Annotated in this window: 11 protein-coding genes; 4 read left to right on the top strand and 7 right to left on the bottom strand. The window is 70.6% G+C overall.

What is annotated here, in order from left to right:
- The first annotated feature begins 31 nt into the window (after window positions 1–31).
- The 3 genes from ABZU74_RS12730 to ABZU74_RS12720 are packed head-to-tail and all read left to right on the top strand — an operon-like array spanning window position 32 to window position 3,973.
- Window positions 32–1,408 carry a condensation domain-containing protein gene (locus ABZU74_RS12730; protein WP_355422081.1) on the top strand — a complete coding sequence of 459 codons (1,377 nt, stop codon included), beginning with the start codon at window positions 32–34 and terminating at the stop codon, window positions 1,406–1,408.
- Window positions 1,409–1,410: 2 nt separating this feature from the next.
- Window positions 1,411–2,808 (top strand): FAD-binding monooxygenase, encoded by a 1,398-nt coding sequence (locus ABZU74_RS12725; RefSeq protein ID WP_355422432.1) that lies wholly within the window; start codon window positions 1,411–1,413, stop codon window positions 2,806–2,808.
- 4 nt (window positions 2,809–2,812) lie between these two features.
- Window positions 2,813–3,973 carry an epoxide hydrolase family protein gene (locus tag ABZU74_RS12720; RefSeq protein ID WP_355422078.1) on the top strand — a complete coding sequence of 387 codons (1,161 nt, stop codon included), beginning with the start codon at window positions 2,813–2,815 and terminating at the stop codon, window positions 3,971–3,973.
- 63 nt (window positions 3,974–4,036) lie between these two features.
- Here ABZU74_RS12720 and ABZU74_RS12715 read toward each other — a convergent pair whose 3' ends face one another.
- The 7 genes from ABZU74_RS12715 to ABZU74_RS12685 form a co-directional block, all read right to left on the bottom strand.
- The gene (locus ABZU74_RS12715; RefSeq protein ID WP_355422429.1) at window positions 4,037–4,393 is read right to left on the bottom strand and encodes a YciI family protein; all 357 of its coding nucleotides are present in this window, start codon (window positions 4,391–4,393) and stop codon (window positions 4,037–4,039) included.
- A gap of 140 nt (window positions 4,394–4,533) precedes the next feature.
- Window positions 4,534–5,649 carry a serine hydrolase domain-containing protein gene (locus tag ABZU74_RS12710; RefSeq protein ID WP_355422075.1) on the bottom strand — a complete coding sequence of 372 codons (1,116 nt, stop codon included), beginning with the start codon at window positions 5,647–5,649 and terminating at the stop codon, window positions 4,534–4,536.
- Between the two features lie 178 nt (window positions 5,650–5,827).
- Window positions 5,828–7,534, bottom strand: coding sequence for an AMP-binding protein (locus ABZU74_RS12705; RefSeq protein WP_355422072.1), 1,707 nt, complete (start codon window positions 7,532–7,534; stop codon window positions 5,828–5,830).
- A 15-nt stretch (window positions 7,535–7,549) separates the two neighbouring features.
- The gene (locus ABZU74_RS12700; RefSeq protein ID WP_355422069.1) at window positions 7,550–8,530 is read right to left on the bottom strand and encodes a methyltransferase; all 981 of its coding nucleotides are present in this window, start codon (window positions 8,528–8,530) and stop codon (window positions 7,550–7,552) included.
- 54 nt (window positions 8,531–8,584) lie between these two features.
- Window positions 8,585–12,403: a beta-ketoacyl synthase N-terminal-like domain-containing protein gene (locus tag ABZU74_RS12695; protein WP_355422426.1), complete on the bottom strand. Its 3,819-nt coding sequence runs from the start codon at window positions 12,401–12,403 to the stop codon at window positions 8,585–8,587.
- Window positions 12,404–12,563: 160 nt separating this feature from the next.
- Window positions 12,564–14,438, bottom strand: a complete 1,875-nt coding sequence (locus tag ABZU74_RS12690) for a hypothetical protein (protein WP_355422066.1) — start codon at window positions 14,436–14,438, stop codon at window positions 12,564–12,566.
- Complete coding sequence (locus ABZU74_RS12685) at window positions 14,435–15,808, bottom strand: acyltransferase (RefSeq protein ID WP_355422063.1); 1,374 nt, start codon at window positions 15,806–15,808, stop codon at window positions 14,435–14,437. The genes ABZU74_RS12690 and ABZU74_RS12685 overlap by 4 nt, the downstream gene beginning before the upstream one ends.
- Before the next feature lie 396 nt (window positions 15,809–16,204).
- Between ABZU74_RS12685 and ABZU74_RS12680 the strand changes: the two genes are divergently transcribed.
- The gene (locus ABZU74_RS12680) at window positions 16,205–17,767 is read left to right on the top strand and encodes a class I SAM-dependent methyltransferase (RefSeq protein WP_355422060.1); all 1,563 of its coding nucleotides are present in this window, start codon (window positions 16,205–16,207) and stop codon (window positions 17,765–17,767) included.
- The last annotated feature ends 25 nt before the right edge of the window (window positions 17,768–17,792 follow it).

Genomic DNA, 17,792 nt, shown 5'->3' with positions numbered 1-17,792 from the left:
CCGCCCAATCTCTCCCGTGAGGAGCGCGCTCATGACCATTTCGCAGCAACCACCCCCGGCGACCGCGGATCTCCCGCTCTCCCTGCAGCAGGAGTTCCTCCTGCTGTTCGACACAGGCGAGACCACCGGCCCGTTCGGGCCGCACTACCTGATCGCCGACGGCTGGCGAGTGCACGGCCGGGTCGACGTGGAAACCCTCGAACTGGCGCTGGCGGACGTGATCGGGCAGCACGAGGCCCTCCGGACGTCGGTACTGCGCGACGGCGAGCACGGGCAGCGGGTGTTGCCGGTGACCTCGCCGAAGGTGGACGTCCGCGACCTGCCGGGGGTCGACCCCGCCGACCGCGAGCGCCGCGCCGAGGAGCTGATCAACGAGATCGAGGCCGGCACGCTCGACGTGCACGACCTGCCCCTGCTGCGGGCCACGCTGGGGCGCTTCGACGAGACGGACTCGGTGCTGATCCTCACCACGCACCACTCGGCGGCCGACGCCTGGTCGATGCAGATCATCCTGCGCGACCTGGCTCGCTCGTACGCCCAGCGGGCCGGCGGGGAGACACCCACCGCGGGCACGGCCCCGCAGTACCGCGAGTACATCGCCGCCCAGCACGACGAGGCGGACAGCCCACGGCTGGCGGCGGCCCGGGAGTACTGGCGGGACAAGCTGGCCGGCGGGCGGATCATGGTGACCGGGGCGGACCGGGAGTTGGCGGCCGACACCGTGCCAACCACCACCTGGCACCGCTTCGTCACCGACGCCGAGCTCCGGTCGGCGACCACGGCCCTCGCGGCCGACACGCACACCTCACCGTTCATGGTGCTGTTGGCCGCCTTCTACGTGCTGGCGAGCCGCTGGACCGGCAGCACCGACCTGACCGTGCCGACATTCACTCCCGGACGCGGGCACGGTCGGTTCCAGGAGACGGTCGGCTCGTTCTTCAACTTCGTTCCGCTGCGGACCGACCTGTCCGACGCCACCACCTTCCGCGACGTGGTCACCCGGACCCGCGCCACCTGCCTCGGCGCGTACTCCCACGAGGTGCCGCTGCTGCACGTCCTGCAGGAGGCGCCCGAGCTGATGGCGTCGGTCGGGCCCGGCGTCGTGCCCTGCCTCTTCCAGGTCATCCAGCCGCCGTTCGTGATGGAGCGCGAGCGGGTGGGCGACCTGGAGTACTCGGCGGTGTGGCGGCGGGTCATCTCCCAGCCGGTCGGTTCCGACATGCCCGACGGCATCCTCTGGTCGCTGCATCTCGGCCCGTCCGACGACATCGTCGGCGCGATCGGGTTCAGCGCCCACCTGTTCGATCAGAAGACGATCGACGACCTCGTCGCCCGTTACCTGCACCTGCTGCGCGAGCTGCTGACCCGGCCGGACGCGGCACTGACCGCGATCGAGGGAGGGCGGTGACCATGGGCCGGAAGGTGGGCGATCGTGTGGTCGTGCTCGGCGCCAGCCTCGGGGCGCTGCTCGCGGCGAAGGAACTCGCCGAGGTGTTCGACGACGTGGTGCTCGTCGACCGCGACGAGGTCGTGGACAACCCGACGTACCGGCGGGGAGTTCCGCACGGTCGGCACGCGCACGGGCTTGTCGCGAAGGGCCAGCAGATCTTCGAACGGCAGTTCCCCGGCCTGATGGCCGACCTGGTCAACGCCGGCGTCAAGCCCGGTGATTTCAACGGCGACATCCAGTGGATCTTCGGTGGGCAGCGGCTCAAGCCGTCGACCTCCGGGCTGCTCTCGGTGCCCGCCACCCGACCCGTGCTCGAATACCACCTGCGCAAGCGGGTGCAGGCCATTCCCAACGTCCGGTTCCTGCAGAAGCGCGACGTCCTCGGGCTGGCGGTCACCGCGGACGGCGCGACCGTGACCGGCGCGCGGATCCAGGCGCAGACACCCGGCAGCGCTCCCGAGGTGCTCGACGCCGACCTGGTCATCGACGCCACCGGCCGGGGCTCGCGCACGCCGGCCTGGTTGGCGGAGCTGGGGTACGCGCGGCCCACCGAGGACAAGGTGAAGATCGACCTCGCCTACACGACGCGGCACTACCAGGCGCCGTACGACCCGTTCGGCAGCGACCTGGCGATCATCCCGGCTGCCACGCCGGCGCAGCCGCGCGGCGCGTTCTTCTACCGCCTGCCCGGCGACGACAACCGGCTGGAGCTGTCGCTGACCGGCATTCTCGGCGACCACCCGCCCACCGACCCGGAGGGTTTCGGTGAGTTCGTCCGCTCGGTGCCGGTGCCCGAGATCGCCAAGGTGCTCGCCGACTGCGAGCCTCTCGACGATCCGGTGCAGTTCCGCTACCCGGCGAGCGTCCGTCGCCGCTACGAGCACCTGACCCGGTTCCCGGAGCGGTTCCTGGTGCTCGGCGACGCGGTGTGCAGCTTCAACCCGATCTACGCCCAGGGCATGACAGTGGCCGCGGTCGAGTCGGTGGTGCTCGGCGACCTTCTGCGCCAGGGCGCGATCCCGCACTGGCGGGAGTTCTTCCGCAGAATCGCCGCCGAGATCGACTCACCGTGGGACTTCTCGGCCAGCGCCGACCTCGGTTACGCGGGAGTTCAGGGCCGTCGCACCGCGAAGGTCCGCACGATCAACGCGTACGTCGCCCGGTACCAGCGGGCCGCCGTGCACGACGCGGAACTGACCAACGGCTTCATCCGGGTGGCCGGCCTGATCGACCCGCCAACCAGCCTGCTCCGCCCCGACCGGATCGTCCGCGTGCTGCGCAAGGCCGGTCGGCCCGTACCGCCGCCGGCGCAGACCCTGGCGGCTGCCCCGGTCAGCCGGCCACAACCCGAGAGGTAGGACGATGCGCCCGTACCAGATCGACGTTCCACCGTCCGACATCGACGACCTGCGCCGACGGATCGCCGCGACCCGGTGGCCGGACGAGATCCCCGACGTGGGGTGGAGCCGTGGCGTACCGGTCGGCTACCTGCGGGACCTGGCCGAGTACTGGCACGCCGGTTACGACTGGGCCGCCACCCAGCGTCGGCTCAACGAGATACCGCAGTTCGTCACCGAGATCGACGGCGCCCAGGTGCACTTCCTGCATGTCCGCTCGCAGGTGCCGGGCGCCACGCCGCTGCTGCTCACCCACGGCTGGCCGAGCACCGGCTTCGAGTTCGTCGACATCATCGACGCGCTGGTCGACCCGGCCGCTCACGGTGGCGACGCGGCCGACGCGTTCCACGTCGTCGTCCCCACCATCCCGGGGTACGGCTTCTCCGGGCCGACCCGGCAGGCCGGCTGGGACACCGAGCGCGTCGCCCGGGCGTGGACCAGGCTGATGGCGGACCTCGGCTACGACAGGTACGTGGCCCAGGGTGGTGACTGGGGTTCGCCGATCTCGCTGCGCGTGGGTCTGGCCGACCCGGAGCACGTACGCGGGGTGCACCTCAACATGTGCGTGACGTTCCCGCCGCCGGACTTTACCGAGTTCGCCGAACTCAGCCCCGCCGACCAGGCGAAACTGGGCTTCGCGCTGGATTTCCAGCAGGACGGCATGGGCTGGCAGAAGATCCAGTCGACGCGACCGCAGACGCTCTCCTACGGGCTCACCGACTCCCCGGTCGGGCAGCTCGCCTGGATCGTGGAGAAGTTCAAGGAGTGGTCCGCCGCCGACAAGGCACCGGAGGACGCGATCAGCCGCGAGCACATCCTCACCACGGTCACGATCTTCTGGTTGACGGCGACCGCGGGGTCGAGCGCGCAGCTCTACTTCGAGTCGACGCACCGCGACGCCGACTTCGCGCGGACCTGGGGTGGCCCGTGGCCGCTGGCCATGCCGGTCGGCGTGGCGGCGTTCCCGGAGGACGCGGTACGACCGGTGCGGCGCTTCGCGGAGGGCATCCTGCCGACGCTCGCGCACTGGTCGGAGTACGACCGGGGCGGCCACTTCCCCGCCCTTGAGCAGCCGGCCCTCCTGGTCACCGACCTGCGGACGTTCGTCCGTGGGCTGCCGAACTGACCAGCGGCGTCGGCGAGGGCGCGGGCCGGGCCACAGCGGAGTGGCCCGGCCCGCAGCCCCACCTCACATCTCGGTTCCGCCGATGTCCATGATGGGCCGGACCTCCATGGCGCCGCCTTCACTGGCGTCCGGCCACCGGGCCGCGATGTCGATCGCGCGCTTCTCGCTGTCGGTCTCGACGATCAGGTAGCCGGCCAGGTGCTCCTTGGCCTCGACGAAAGGGCCGTCGGTGGTCACCGGGACGCCGCCGGTGACACGGACCACCTTCGACTGCGACACGTCGGCCAGGACCTCGCCGCCAATCAGCTCACCGGACTCGGACAGCTCCTTGGTGATGGCGTCGATCTCGGCGTAGACCTTCATGGTCTCGGCTTCGGACCGTCCCGTGACAGTTGCGGGGTTCGCGTGGATCAGCAGCATGTACTTCACGGAAGAACTCCTTCGAAGAGGCTGTGCCGGATCGGCACCCTTCATAGTGCAGTCGGAGCCGCGCCGCCAAATGTGTCATCGATTCACAGGCTTTTCCACTCCTGCCGCGAGCGGGCCAGCGTCGGGAGGGCTCAGACGAACGCCTCGTCGGCGAGTTCGGTGACCCGCTGCACGATGTTCATCTCGATCGGGTTGAACCGGTTCTTGGTCACCGCGACGGTAACTCCGGTCTCCCGGTCGGCGAACGCCGCGCTGCCGCCGATGCCCACCATGCCGAAGACCGTCGGTCGGTCCGACGGGTCGGAGGTGCCCGGCCAGCCCAGGCAGTAGCCGAGCGCCCAGGTCGAGGTGCCGCCGGTCATCTCGTCGTCGAGGCCGGCGGTGGCCAGCGTGGTGGCCTCGCGCAGCCGTTCCGGGGAGATCAGCCGTACGCCGTCCACCTCACCGATGAGCGCCGCGTACATCTTCGCGATCGCCCGGGCGCTCATCGTGCCGGCGAACGGCATGTCCGAGGTCAGCACGTCCGCCCTGTTGCCGAAGTCCGCGTTCGGCACGATCGCCGGCGGAACGGCCTTGAACAGCGGAAATTCCGGTGGCATCGAGGCGAACGCGGCTTTGCCCCCCGGGTCGTCGGTCAGTCGGGCCACCCGGCCGAGTTGCTCCTGCGGCACGCCGAAGAACAACTCGTCGGCCATCCCGATGGGCCCGGCGACGCGTTCGGCGAGAACTGTCGAGATCGGCTTGCCGGTGGCCCGGCGGACGACCTCGCCGATCAGGTAGCCGAAGGTGGCCGCGTGGTAGCCGACCCGCTCGCCGGGCGCCCACCAGGGCTCCATGTCGGCAATGAGCTGACACATGCCGTTCCAGTCGGTGAGCTGCTCGATCGTGGTGTCCGCGGGGACGGCCGGCACGCCGGCCGAATGTGTCAGTACGTGCCGGATCCGCACCTCGCCCTTGCCGTGCGCGGCGAACTCCGGCCAGAGGTCGGCGACCCGGGTGTCGTAGTCGAACACACCGTCGTCCACCAGCGCGTGCGCCACGGTGGAGGCCGCCGCCTTGCCCGTCGACGCCGAGTAGAAGAGGGTGTCCGGCCGAACAGGTTGGCCGGCAGCCGTGTCCGCGACCCCTGCCACCACGTTGACCACCAGGTCACCGTTGCGATAGACGGCCACCTGCGCGCCGTCCTCGACGCCGTCGTCCACCAGCCCGTCGACCAGCACCTGCACCTGCTTCTGAAGATCGCTCATCGTCTGCCTCCTACCCGGTCGTCATGGCACTCGAAGCGTGCCCCTCACCTGTAGGTCGGAGCCACGACCAGCATTTTGCCATCAAAGCCACTTTCTACTCATTTACGACTCTCCGGCGGACACGACGACGAAGGCCGGCCGTACTGACGTACGGCCGGCCTTCGGGGTGCTGCGGGTCTCAGGTGCGTGGGCCACCCAGGCGACGCACGATGTCCTCACGGAGCCACTGCTTGGAGATCTTGCCGATCGGGGTACGCGGCAACGCGTCCACGAACTCGATCCGCTCCGGCCACTTGAACCGGGCCAGGCCGAACTCCTCCAGGTAGTCCCGGACGTCGTCGAGCGTCGGCAACGGTCCGTCCGGGCGACACACCAGGTAGGCGCAGGCGCGCTCCCCCAGCCGCTCGTCCGGCATCGCCACCAACGCCGCGTCGACAACCAACTCGTGACCGAGCAGGATCCGCTCCACCTCCTCGGCGTTGACCTTCTCACCGCCCCGGTTGATCAGATCTTTGACCCGGCCCTCGATCGAGTAGGCGACCAGACCGTCCAGGTGGTGCGCGCAGACCAGATCGCCGCTGCGGTAGAACCCGTCCGGCGTGAACGCCGCGTCGGTGCCGACCGGCACGCCGAGATAGCCGGGCACGGTGTACGGACCCCGCGCGCACAGCTCGCCGATCTCCCCCGGTGGCGTCGGCCGCAGCGTGCCGGGCTCCAGCACGACCACCTCGTCCAGCGGACTGATCGGCACGCCCACCGTGGTGGCGCGCAGGTGCGGCGACGCGTCGCGTGGCGTGAACAGGAACAACCCCTCGGTCATCCCGAACGCCTGGGTGACGTGCACCCCGCGCGCCTCGATCGCGTCGAACAGCTCCCGGGACACCTTCGCCGCGGTCAGCACGCAACTGTGGACGCTGGCGAAGGCGCCATCGAACCGTGGATGCCGCAGGTACTCGTTCATCAGGCCGGGCGGGCTCATGAACCAGGTGGCCCGCTCGTCGTCCATCAGGGCCAGCAGATCGTCGGCGACGGGTGTGGCGAGCAGCAACGCGGCGCCCACCGAGTGCGCGGCGTGCACCGCGTTGGTGGCGCCGGCGTTGTGCACCAGGGGCAGGCCGAACCCGAGCCGGTCCTGCGGGGTGAAACCCCACCAGCGGGCGGTGGCGACCGCGTTGTACCAGTATTCCGGGTGCAGCCGGGGGATCACCTTGGGTACGCCGGTGGTGCCACCGGAGAGCTGGAAGACCGCGGGCGCGTCGAGGTCGGTGTTCGCGTCGATCTGCGCCAGCCGGGCCGCCTGCGCGTCGGACAGCGGGCGGTCCACGAGATCCTCGATCCGTTCCTGACCGGACGCGCCGGGACGGCCCCCGATGGTGGCCAGCAGACGGATGCTCGGCACCAACCTGCGGATCTCGTCGGCGAACGCCACCAGGTCGAAGCCGCGCAGATCGGCCTGCACCAGATGGGCCGAGGCGCGGGTCTGCCGCGCGATCTCCTCGATCTCGTGGCGCCGGTGGATCGCCAGCGTGCACACCGGGATCAGGCCGGCCTTCAGCAGGCCGTACCAGGTGGCCACCGCGAGAGCGCTGTTGGTGATCTGCAGGATCACCGACTCGCCCGGATGCAACCCGGCATCCAGCAGACCCGCGGCGATCGCGTCGGAGTGCCGGTCGAGGTCCGCGTACGTCCACCGAACGCCCGGCGTGACGACGGCGACGCGGTCCGAATGGGCGCGCACGGTCTCCCGCAGCGCCCCCGGGATCGTGCGTGGCTGCCACAGGCCCTCGGCGCGATACCTGTCCGCGGCGGCGGCCGGGTACGGCACGGTGTCCCACCGCTGACGCATGTCGGACGGCGGCAGTCTGTTGTCCTGCTCTGTGGTCATCGGTTCTCCTGAGCGCTACACGGGGACGGCGACGAGCAAACCGGTCGAGGCCGAGACCTCGCGTGTTTCGGCGAGCCGGAAGCCGGCGCGGTCGAACACCGCCTCGAACTCGCGCTCGGTACGCTCGCGCCCCGGATGCAGCGCGAGCATGATGATGTCGCGCAGCTTGCCGTCGTGCGGCTGGTCGTCCTCCGGGAGGACGGCGTCGACGACGAACAGGCGGCCGTTCGGGTCGATCACCCGGCGCACGTTGGTCAGCACGGTGACGACCTGCTCGTCGGTCCAGTCGTGCAGGATCATCGACAGGAGGTACGCGTCGGCGCCGCCGGGCACCGCGGTGAAGAAGTCCCCACTCTCGACGGTCACCCGGTCGGCGACACCGGCCGCATCGAGCACCGCGTCGGCGTGCGCGACGACCGCAGGCCGGTCCAGGAGCACAGCGGTCAGCGTCGGGTACGACCGCAGCAGAGTGGCCACCAGACTGCCAGTGCCACCGCCGACGTCACAGACCCGGCGCACGCCGGAGAAGTCGTACGCGGCGACCGCCTGCGCGTGCAGTTGGCGGGAGAGATCACCCATCGCGTCGCGGAAGACCGCCGCCTGCTCGGGTCGCCGTTCGAGGTGGGCCCACCAGGACAGGTCGTGGATCTGTTCGAACGGCGGACGTTCGTCGCGCAGGCCGAGCGTGAGGGCCGTGAGGGCTGCCTGACGCTCGGGCAGCCCCCACAACCGGGCCCACGCGTTGAGCGAGCCCGGCGCGTCCGTGCGCAGGGTGTCGAGCAACGGCGTCGGACCGTAGACACCCGGCTCCGGTTGCGCGACCACACCGACGCCGGCCAGCGCCCGCAGAATCCGGTGCAGGGCGTCCGGACGGGCGTCGGCCTTCGCGGCCAACGCCTCGACCGGTTGGGGCCCGTCGGCGAGCTGGTCGGCGATGCCCAGCTCGGCGACGGCGACCACCATCTGCGTGATCAGCGGCGCATGCAGGATCGCCATCATCCTGGCATGCGGATCAGGCTCGGGCACGGTGGTCGCTCCCCTCTGTGACTGCTACTTGACGTCGGCGGTCAGTTCGTCGGTCAGGTACTCGGCGACCGCCGCCACGGTCGGTCGGTTCCACAGCAGCGTCGACGGGACCGGCGTGCGGAACCGCCGCTCCAACCGCAGCTGGATAGCCACCGTCATCAGCGAGTCCGCGCCCAGTTCCGCCAGCGGCCGGTGCACGTCGAGGTCCTCCAACGGGATGCGTACCTCACCGGCGGCCACCTCGCGGACCGCGGCGAGCACGAAGTCCCGCAATTCCGGACCGGACAGCGTCTGCCAGACCTGTTCCTCGGCGGTCTGCTCCTCCTCGGGACCGAGATCGATGAGCACCTGCTTGCGCACCGCGCCGAACCGGACGCCGGTGAACCGGGCGGCCAGGTCACCGTCGAGGGTCCGCACCTCGACGTCGACCTCCACCTCGTCGTCGGACCCAGCGATCAGCCGTACCGCGATCAACGCCTTCGGTGGCGGCGGCAACACCAGCGTGGCCTCGGTCAGCCAGCCCGGCATCCGCAACAGCGGGTCGCCGGGGAAGATGACCGGCGCCACCGAGAGCGCCGCGTCGGTGAGCGAAGCCCAGGTCCGCTCCGACTGACCGCCGGTGGGGTCCGCGACGACTGTCGCGAGCATGCCGGACGCGTGTCGGCGTACGGCCTCGACCTCCCACGGCCAGCCGATACCGACCACCCCGATCGCGGCGAGCCGGTCCCAGACACAGGAGGGGTCCAGCGTCTCCGGGTGCGCGGCGCGCAGCGTCTCCGGGTCGACCCGACCGGCCGTCGGCGCCGCGTCGGCGATCTCGGCGCTGGCGTGGGTGAGCCAGGACTTGTCGTCCTGCTGGGTGGTGAGCCGGGAGCTGAGCCGCACGGTGCCGTCCTGACGGACGACCTGGATCTCGTGGGGCACCAGCACGCCGATCGGCACCCGCAGCGCGACGTCGCGCAGCGGCGCGTTCTCGGCCGCCTGGAACAGCGTGTTGAGTGTCGCCGCCGCCGGGATCACCTCGGTGCCCAGCACCGCGTGCCCGCCGGGGTACGGCCGGTTCGTGTCGTCGAGGAACGTCCGCCACATCAGTACGGGCGTGGTGCCCTGCACCGCGGTACGGGCCCCGAGCAGGGTGTGGGTCTCGACGTCGTGTTCGAGGTTGGCCGCCGCGGGCCGGGCGCTGTCGATCCAGTACCGACGGTGCTGCCACGCGTTGGTCGGGGCGGCGACGAGGTCACCGCCGGGTTGCAGGCTCGCCCAGTCGACCGGCACACCCGCGCAGTGCAGGGCGCCGAGGTTCTCCAGCAGGGTCGGCCGTTGCGGGCGTTCCCGGCGCAGGCTGTGCGCGATGACCCCGTCCTCGACGCCGACCACGGCAAGGATGTCGATGACGGAGTGCTGCACGATCGGGTGTGCGGAGATCTCCAGGAAGACCCGGTGCCCGTCGTCGACCGCGGCCCGGATCGCGTGCTCGAAGCGCACCGGGTTGCGCAGGTTGGTCACCCAGTAGTCGGCCGACCGCTCCGCCGTGGAGCGCGCATCGGTCAGGGCGGTGGTGTACACCGGCACGGTGGCCGGCCGGCTGACCAGGTTGGCGAGGTCGGCTCGCAGGTCGTCGACCAACCCGTCCATCTGGGGGCTGTGGAAGGCGACGTCGGAGTTGACCCGGCGGACGACCAGGTTCTCGGTCCGCCAGCGGTCGGCGATCTCGTCGACAAGTGCGGACGGACCACTGATCACCGTCGACGTGGGGGACGCCGCGACCGCCGCCGTGACCTCGGGGACATCGGCCAGCCGGGCCGTGACCTCGTCGAACGGCAGGTTCACCATCGCCATGCCGCCCTGGCCGGCGACCCGGCGCAGCAACCGGGACCGACGACAGACCAGGTGCGCCGCCTGCGGCAGGTCGAGCATGCCGGCCGCGACCGCGGCTGCGATCTCGCCGATCGAGTGCCCGACGATCGCCGCCGGACGCAGGCCGTAACTCTCCCAGATCCGCGTCAGCCCCACCTGGATCGCGAACGTCATCGCCTGCACCCGGCCGACCTCGGTGAAGTCGTCCTCCAGCAGGGCTACGCGGGGATCGAAGCCCAGCTCGGCGCGGAACACCGGCCCCAGCTCAGCCATCGTCTCGGCCATCGCCGGCTCACTGTCGAGCAGTTCCCGGCCCATCCCGACCCACTGCGCCCCGTGCCCGGAGAACACCCACACCGCGTCGGCGGCGGCGCCACGCGCGAGCGTACCGGTGGCCACGCCTGCGGCAGCCGTACCCGTGGCGAGCTTGCGGAGTCGGTTGACGAGTTCGGCGCGGCCTGCGGCGACGACCGCGGCCCGGGCGTTGAGCGCCTGTCGGCGGTGGGCCAGCGTGTGACCGATGTCGGCGAGGTCCGCGTCGGAACGCTCCACCCAGTCGGCCAGCGCACCCGCGTTCGCGGCGACGCCGGCGAGGGTCGCGCTGGAGAGCGGATAGACCCGCTCGCTCTCGTCGACACTCGTGGGGGTGCTCGGCTGCGCAACGGCGCTCGTCTCCTGCGGAGCCTCCTCGATGATGACGTGGGCGATCGTGCCGCCGTAGCCGTAGTTGCCGGTGCCGGACCGCCGGGGGCCGGGGTTGTCCGGCCACGGCGTCAGCCTGTCGACCACTGACAGGCCGGAGGTCTCCCAGGGGATCTCGGTGTTCGGCACGGTGGCGGACAGCGTGGCCGGGATCGCGCCGTGCTGCATCGAGAGCACCATCTTGATCAGGCCGGCGACACCGGAGGCGGCCTCCAGGTGCCCGATGTTGGTCTTGACCGAGCCGACCAGCAGCGGAGCCTCCGGTGAACGGTCGGCCCCGGCAACCGTGGACAGGGCGCCGATCTCCACGAGATCACCCAGCCCGGTGCCCGTGCCGTGCGCCTCCACGTAGTCGAGCGAGGCGGGCGACACACCGGCGGCCCGGCAGGCCCGGCGCACCAACTCCTCCTGCGCCTCCTGACTCGGCGCCATGATGCCGTTGGTACGCCCGTCCTGGCAGACCGCGCTGCCCCGGATCAACGCGTGGATCCGGTCCCCGTCACGCCGCGCCTGCGACAGCCGCTTCAGGGCGAGGACCCCGCAGCCCTCGCCTCGGCCGTAGCCGTCGGCGGACGCGTCGAACGCCTTGGACCGGCCGTCCGGCGCGAGCGCGCCGGCAGCCTCGAGCACCAGCAGGTACGCCGGGCTGGCCACCAACATCACGCCCCCGGCCAACGCCAGGTCCGTCTCGCCGAGCCGGAGCGCCTGGCAGGCCTGGTGAATGGCGACCAGCGAGGCGGAGCAGGCCGTGTCGACCGCGACGCTCGGGCCGCGCAGGTCCAGCACGTACGACAGCCGGTTCGCCACACCGCACATGGACGAGCCGATGCCCATCCACGCCTCCAGCCGAGGTAGGTCCTCCAGCATGCGGCGGCCGTAGTCATCGGTGCAGACACCCATGAACACGGCGGTGTCGCTGCCGGCGAGCGAGTGCGGCAGGATGCCTGCGTGCTCGAGCGCCTCCCAGGCCACCTCCAGGGTGATGCGCTGCTGCGGGTCGATCAGCTCGGACTCGCGCGGGGAAACCCCGAAGAACTCGGCGTCGAAGCCCGCCACGTCGTCGAGGTAGCTGCCGTACTTCAGCGCCCGCCGCGTCGCTGCGGCGTGCGCCGGGCTGATCGCGGCGTAACCGTCCCACCGTTCCTGCGGCGCCTCGCGCAACGCATTGCGCTCGGCGGCGAGGAAATCCCAGTACGTCTGCGGAGAGTTGATGCCGCCGGGAAAACGCAGACCCATCCCGACGATCGCTATTGGTTCATCGCGGTCGATGTCGACGGAACTCATACCCACCACTCACCCCTTTCGGGTCCGACCGAATCGGGTGGTCCCGGGAATCGACCGGATAAGGAGATTCCCGGGACCGCACTTCATCGTCACAGCCGATGGGAGATGCGCCATCTTCGAGAGTGCGGGCTGCACTCCGAAGGTGCGGTTTTTCGGCCCTTTACTTCAAGAGGTACGCGCGGATAATCGTGAGTTCCGTCTTGTTGCCCAGGCTGTCGGTGGCGCTGGCCCGCAGCGACACGAATCCAGTCGTCGCCGGATGCGTGACCGTCGCGGTGAAGCCTCTGGCGGTCTTCACCACGGGGGCCGCCTGCCAGGTCGCGCCGTCGTCGTACGACGCGTCGAGGGTGACGCTGCCCCACTCGCCCAGGACAGCTCCCTGCTGCGCCTGCAGGTACATCGGAATCTTGAACCGCTGGCCGGCTGCCGCCCGGTTCTGCTGATCGAGCGCGGGCGCGAAGCGCAGTGCCGCCATCGGCAGCGCAGCCTCGTTGGCCGGGCCGCCCGCGACGTGCCCGGACCGGAACGTCCAGGCGCCCCGCACCTCGGTCGAGAACGGCGAGGTGTCCCGGGTGGACCGGGTCTCCAGGCGGTAGGTGGCGGTCGCCGGCGGCACCGTGAAGATCCCGAACTCGGAGTCCTGGGAGATCAGCGGCTGCCCGTTGCGGAACATCCGCATTTCTTCGGCCAGCGTGCCGGAAAATCCGAAGTGGTCGGGATTCTGGTCGGAGAAGTGCGGAATCTCGAAGTTCATCTGGTCACCGAAACGGCCACACCACACCACGGGCAGCACCGGGCTGGTGGCGAAGGCCGGCCCGAATGGCCCGACATTCCACTTCTCGGTACGGGTGCTGCCGGCGATGCCGGCTTGTCGGGGCAGGTCGGCGATCTGCCAGTTGAGGTTGTTGTCCGCATCCAGTTCGTACACGTCCTCGAAGAACGCCGCGCCAGGTGAGGTGAATTCGGTGATGGTCGCCGGTGGCTGCACGTACGCCGAATAGAGCTTGCGGTCGACAGCGCCGGGCACCTGCGCGGCGATGACGTTGCGCACTTTGGCCAGATCGGCGTCGCGGAACACGCGGTGCAGGTTCGCCGGTACCGCGCCGTCCTCGCTCCACTGCAGGTGGTACTGGTACGGCGAGCCGAGGAAACCACCGTTGCCGTCCGGTTTGCCCAGGTGAGCGGCGACGGTGAAGGTGAACTGGCCGGCCGCTGCCGTCCGTGACGGACGGACGCGGATCTCCTCCTGCGGGCCATGCACTGTGGAGCCGACCGCCGCGACGCCGGTCCGGCGGCTGGGCATCACGTCGAGGGTGCCGGTGGCGCCGCGCCGGTCCAGGCCGAACGTGAGCGGTTTCGCGTCGCGGGCGTCGAAGGTCAGCGCCAGGTCTCCGGTCGCCGCGATGTCCGGCTCCACGAAGAAGTCGAACGGCACCACGTCGGTGGTGCTGGCACCGCTGACACCCGCCTCCAGGTAGTAGTGGCCCGCGGGAACGGTCACGGTGGTGGTACCGGACTCGTGGTAGCCGCTGTATTCCTGCTGCGAAACCGTGTCGAAGAGGCTGACGAAGTAGTCGGCCGTCGGGATGCCCCGCCGGTCCAGGAAGGTGAGCGTGAGCGTGACACCATCCGTTGCCACTGCCTGGCGCTTCGCGGCCCGGCGCGGCAGGTCGGCGGCGCGGGCGTCGGTGACACCCGACCGGGCCAGCGCCGACACGGCGAAGAGCCGCTGGTCGAGCCGCCCCGACGCGACCCGCGCAAGCTGGTCGGCGGGCACGACGTACAACTCGCCGTCTCGCCGGTACTGCCGGAACGGGGTGCCCACGCGGCCGGGAGCCGGGGTGATGGCGACGACGCGGTCCCGGTCGAGTGCCACCTTGTCGCCGGTCACCAGCGTGACCGTGCCGGTGCGCACGGGCGAGGGCGCCGGGGCCGACCGGGCCGGCGCGGCCCGGCCCGGTCCCGGTACGCCGAGAGCCAGGACGGTGCACAGGGCGACACCGCCCGCACCGAGCCGTGAGATCAGTCGATTCATCGTTCGGCGCTCCTTCGCGTCGCGCTGACGTCCTGCGGCTCGGCCCGGTCGGTGGAGGGGGCGTCGCCGACGGGCTCCGTGGCGTACCCGAGTTCCAGTGCGGAGGTCGGAGCGTTGAAGATGTGCCGCAGGCGCAGGGCCGGACGCTCGACCAGGTAGTAGCTGACCAGCGTGAAGAGCGCCGTGCCGACGATCACGTAGAGGACGAAGCCGACCAACTCACCGAAGGGCAGCGTGGGTCGGGCGTCATTGAGCCCGAGCGGTTGGTTGCCGAAGATCGTCCCGTACTGGAAGTAGTAGTACATGACCGGGACGTTCCACAGGTAGACGCCGTACGAGAGGCGGCCGATGTAGCGGATCGGCGGGTTGGTGAGCACCGCGTCCATGAACCGTGAGCGCACCTCGGGCACGGTCAGTGGAACGACCGCGAGCAGGCCGAACGCGAAGAACAGGACGTACTCCACCAGGTGCTGGGCCATCGCGGGCCAGGTGCCGACCACGACCTGCGGTGCGAACGGCTTGGGGATGTAGAGCAGCAGCGCCACGACAGCGCCCAGCCACCACAGCAGCGGGTGCTTGGCGACCGCCCGGTGCAGGGCCGGCACCACGCCTGTCACGTCCCGGTACGCGGAGAGCGTCGCGAGTGCCATGCCGGCGGCGAAGAACCCGGCGTAGCCCAGCGGCCAGAAGACGAAGTAGTAGGTGTGCTCGGCCTGCGACGGCAGGTAGCAGAAGATCGTCCAGGCGGTGCCGATCACGGTCATGAGCACGAACGGCACGATGATGCGGCGGGCCCGCGCGGCCGGGTCGGCGCCCCGGCGGGCGCTTCGGTTGATCAGCCAGGCCAGGACCGGCAGGGCCAGGTAGTACGACATCTCGACCGGCACGGTCCAGGTGTGCTCCATGCCCGGCCACCACTGTGCCATGTCCGGCGTGAACCAGTAGTGCAGCAGGATGAACGGCTTGATGACCTCCCACGCGCCGTCGACCGCGGAGAGGTTGAGGGAGAACATGACCACGAGCGTGAGCACGTAGAAGGCGGGCAGCAGGCGCAGCGCCCGGCCGACGATGAACGGGCCGGCCGCGGGGCGGGGCGTGCCCGCGATGATGGCGCGCGCGAACGGCCGGTAGAGCAGCAGGCCGGACAGGACGAAGAACGGCGGAAGGAAGATCCGGAACGCCGGCACGAGGCTGCCCAGGATGGGAACGCCGTCGTGGCCGGGCAACTCGCTGATGCCGGACTGGTAGCCGATGTGGTAGATCACCACGAAGATGGCGCAGATGCCGCGGAGGCCGTCGTATCGCGCGTACCGCCGCTTGTGGTGTGTGCCGATCTCGGCGTCGGAGTGCGTCGCCTCGGTCGCTGTCATTACACGCTCCCCTCACGATTGCCTGACAAATGCCCTACGTGTTGCGTGGGCCATCCGCGGCGCAGCCGAAGATCGCCCACCGGCCCGCCCCCCCTGACTGGACGGTGGGTGGAGATGATCGAACGCCTCCACGCTCGGACGCCGCCGGGCATGAGGTCGTGAGTCGTTCGAGAGCGGAAAGTTCAGGCAGTTATTTTTCAGGCGATCATCCGCGGCTGCATCTTCCAGATTGCTGGATTCCCAGCAACCTGTCCGAAGTGGACGGCCGATCGCCGTCGGCCGTACGCAGCGCAACGTCAGAGGTGCTTGGCCCCCGCGCCGGGTGGCAACCTGTCGGGCAGCCGGCGCGTACGCGCCTTGCCGCTGACCTGGACACGGCCGAGACGGGACGGGCACATGACCGAAACCGCGGAAATCACCTTCAACGAGCTGCTCGGCTCGTACCGAGACGCAGCTCCCGACCGGATCGACGGCGCCTTCCACGACCTGGTCGACGCACTCTGGACCGACGGCGCGGCCCGGCCCACGGCGGCGTCGGCCGTACCGGAACTGATCGGCGCACTGGGCAGCGTCGACGCCGACCGACGGGGCTACCTGCTGGTGCTGCTCGGGCTGCTCGCCGAGGCCGAGCACCCGGCGACCGACGGACCGGTCGCGACGGCGGTGCGCGAGGGCATCGACGGCTACCTCGACGCGGCCCGCGGCGCCACCGAACCCGACGCGCCGCTCACCCTCGCGCTGCTCTACCTCCTGGCGCACTTTCCCACCGACCGGGCGCGGATCCTCGACGCAACCCGGCACCTCGGCCTCGACGCCCCCGACCGCACCCGGCTGGAGCGCGCCCTCGACACGCTCGACGAGGCTGACCCGAACATCGGGCGGGCCTGGCCGTCGCCCGCCGAGTGGAACATCAGCGAGGCGGAGCGCGAGTTCGACAGGCGGTGGATCCGCGCCCTGACCCCCACCCAGATCCGGACGACCTGGGACGGCGACACCCGTTCGGTGCTGGCCACGATGGGGGCCAAGGCGCTGTGGGCGCAGGGCAACGGAAAGCCCGCGGCGGCCGTCGACCCGAGCCCGCACAACCTGGTCGTGGACACCAACCCCCGCGACCTCGACCCGGCCGCCTTCGAACGGCACCGCGAGGCGCTGAAATGCCCGGCCTGCCGGGGGTCGCTGACCTTCGACACCACTGTCGCGCGCTGTGGGCAGTGCGACGCGGCCTACGGGATCACCCACGGCGTGCTCGACCTGTCCCAGCGGCTGCGCCCCGGCGCCGGTAAGAGCGACTCCAGTGACGACGCCGAGGCCGACGTGCTGCAGAACGCGGCGGTGCTGGCCGGCATCGGGTTCCACTACGAGCAGGGCATGCGTCCGAACTTCCTCCGCATCATGGGCCGCAACTGGTCCGGCGAGGTCACCCCGACCGACGAGGACGAGTACATCGCCGCCCACCTCTGGCACCGGGGCGGCACCGTACTCGACCTGGCCGCCGCCGCGGGCCGCTGGACCGCCGTCGTCTGCGAGGCGGTCGGCACCGAGCGGGTCCTCGCACTGGACCTGAACGAGGCGATGCTCTACGACCTGCGCAGCAGGTTGACCGAGGTGCCCGCCGTCCGCGGCGACGCGCTCGACCTGCCGTTCCCCGACGCCAGCCTCGACGCGGTCAACTTCTGGAACGCCCTGCAGGCGGTGCCCGACGCCGGTCGGGCGATCGCCGAGATCGGCCGCTGCCTGCGCCCCGGCGGCACCCTCACGCTCATGACGTTCCGCTGGGACGACTCGCCGGTCTACCGCTACTACCAGCGGTCGCACCACTTCCCCGCCCGCCCGGACGGGTTCGTGCTCTTCGAGATCGCCGAGATCAAGCAGTGGCTCGACGACGCCGGCCTGACCATCATCGCCGAGTCGTACCCGGGCACGTTCGTCTTCGTCACCGCCGAACGCCGCCCGTCCTGACGGTCGGCGGCCCGACAAGGAAAGT

Origin of the sequence: Micromonospora sp. NPDC005171, assembly GCF_040608575.1 — a bacterium.
Taxonomy (GTDB): domain Bacteria; phylum Actinomycetota; class Actinomycetes; order Mycobacteriales; family Micromonosporaceae; genus Micromonospora.
This window is presented reverse-complemented; position numbering and strand designations above follow the sequence as displayed.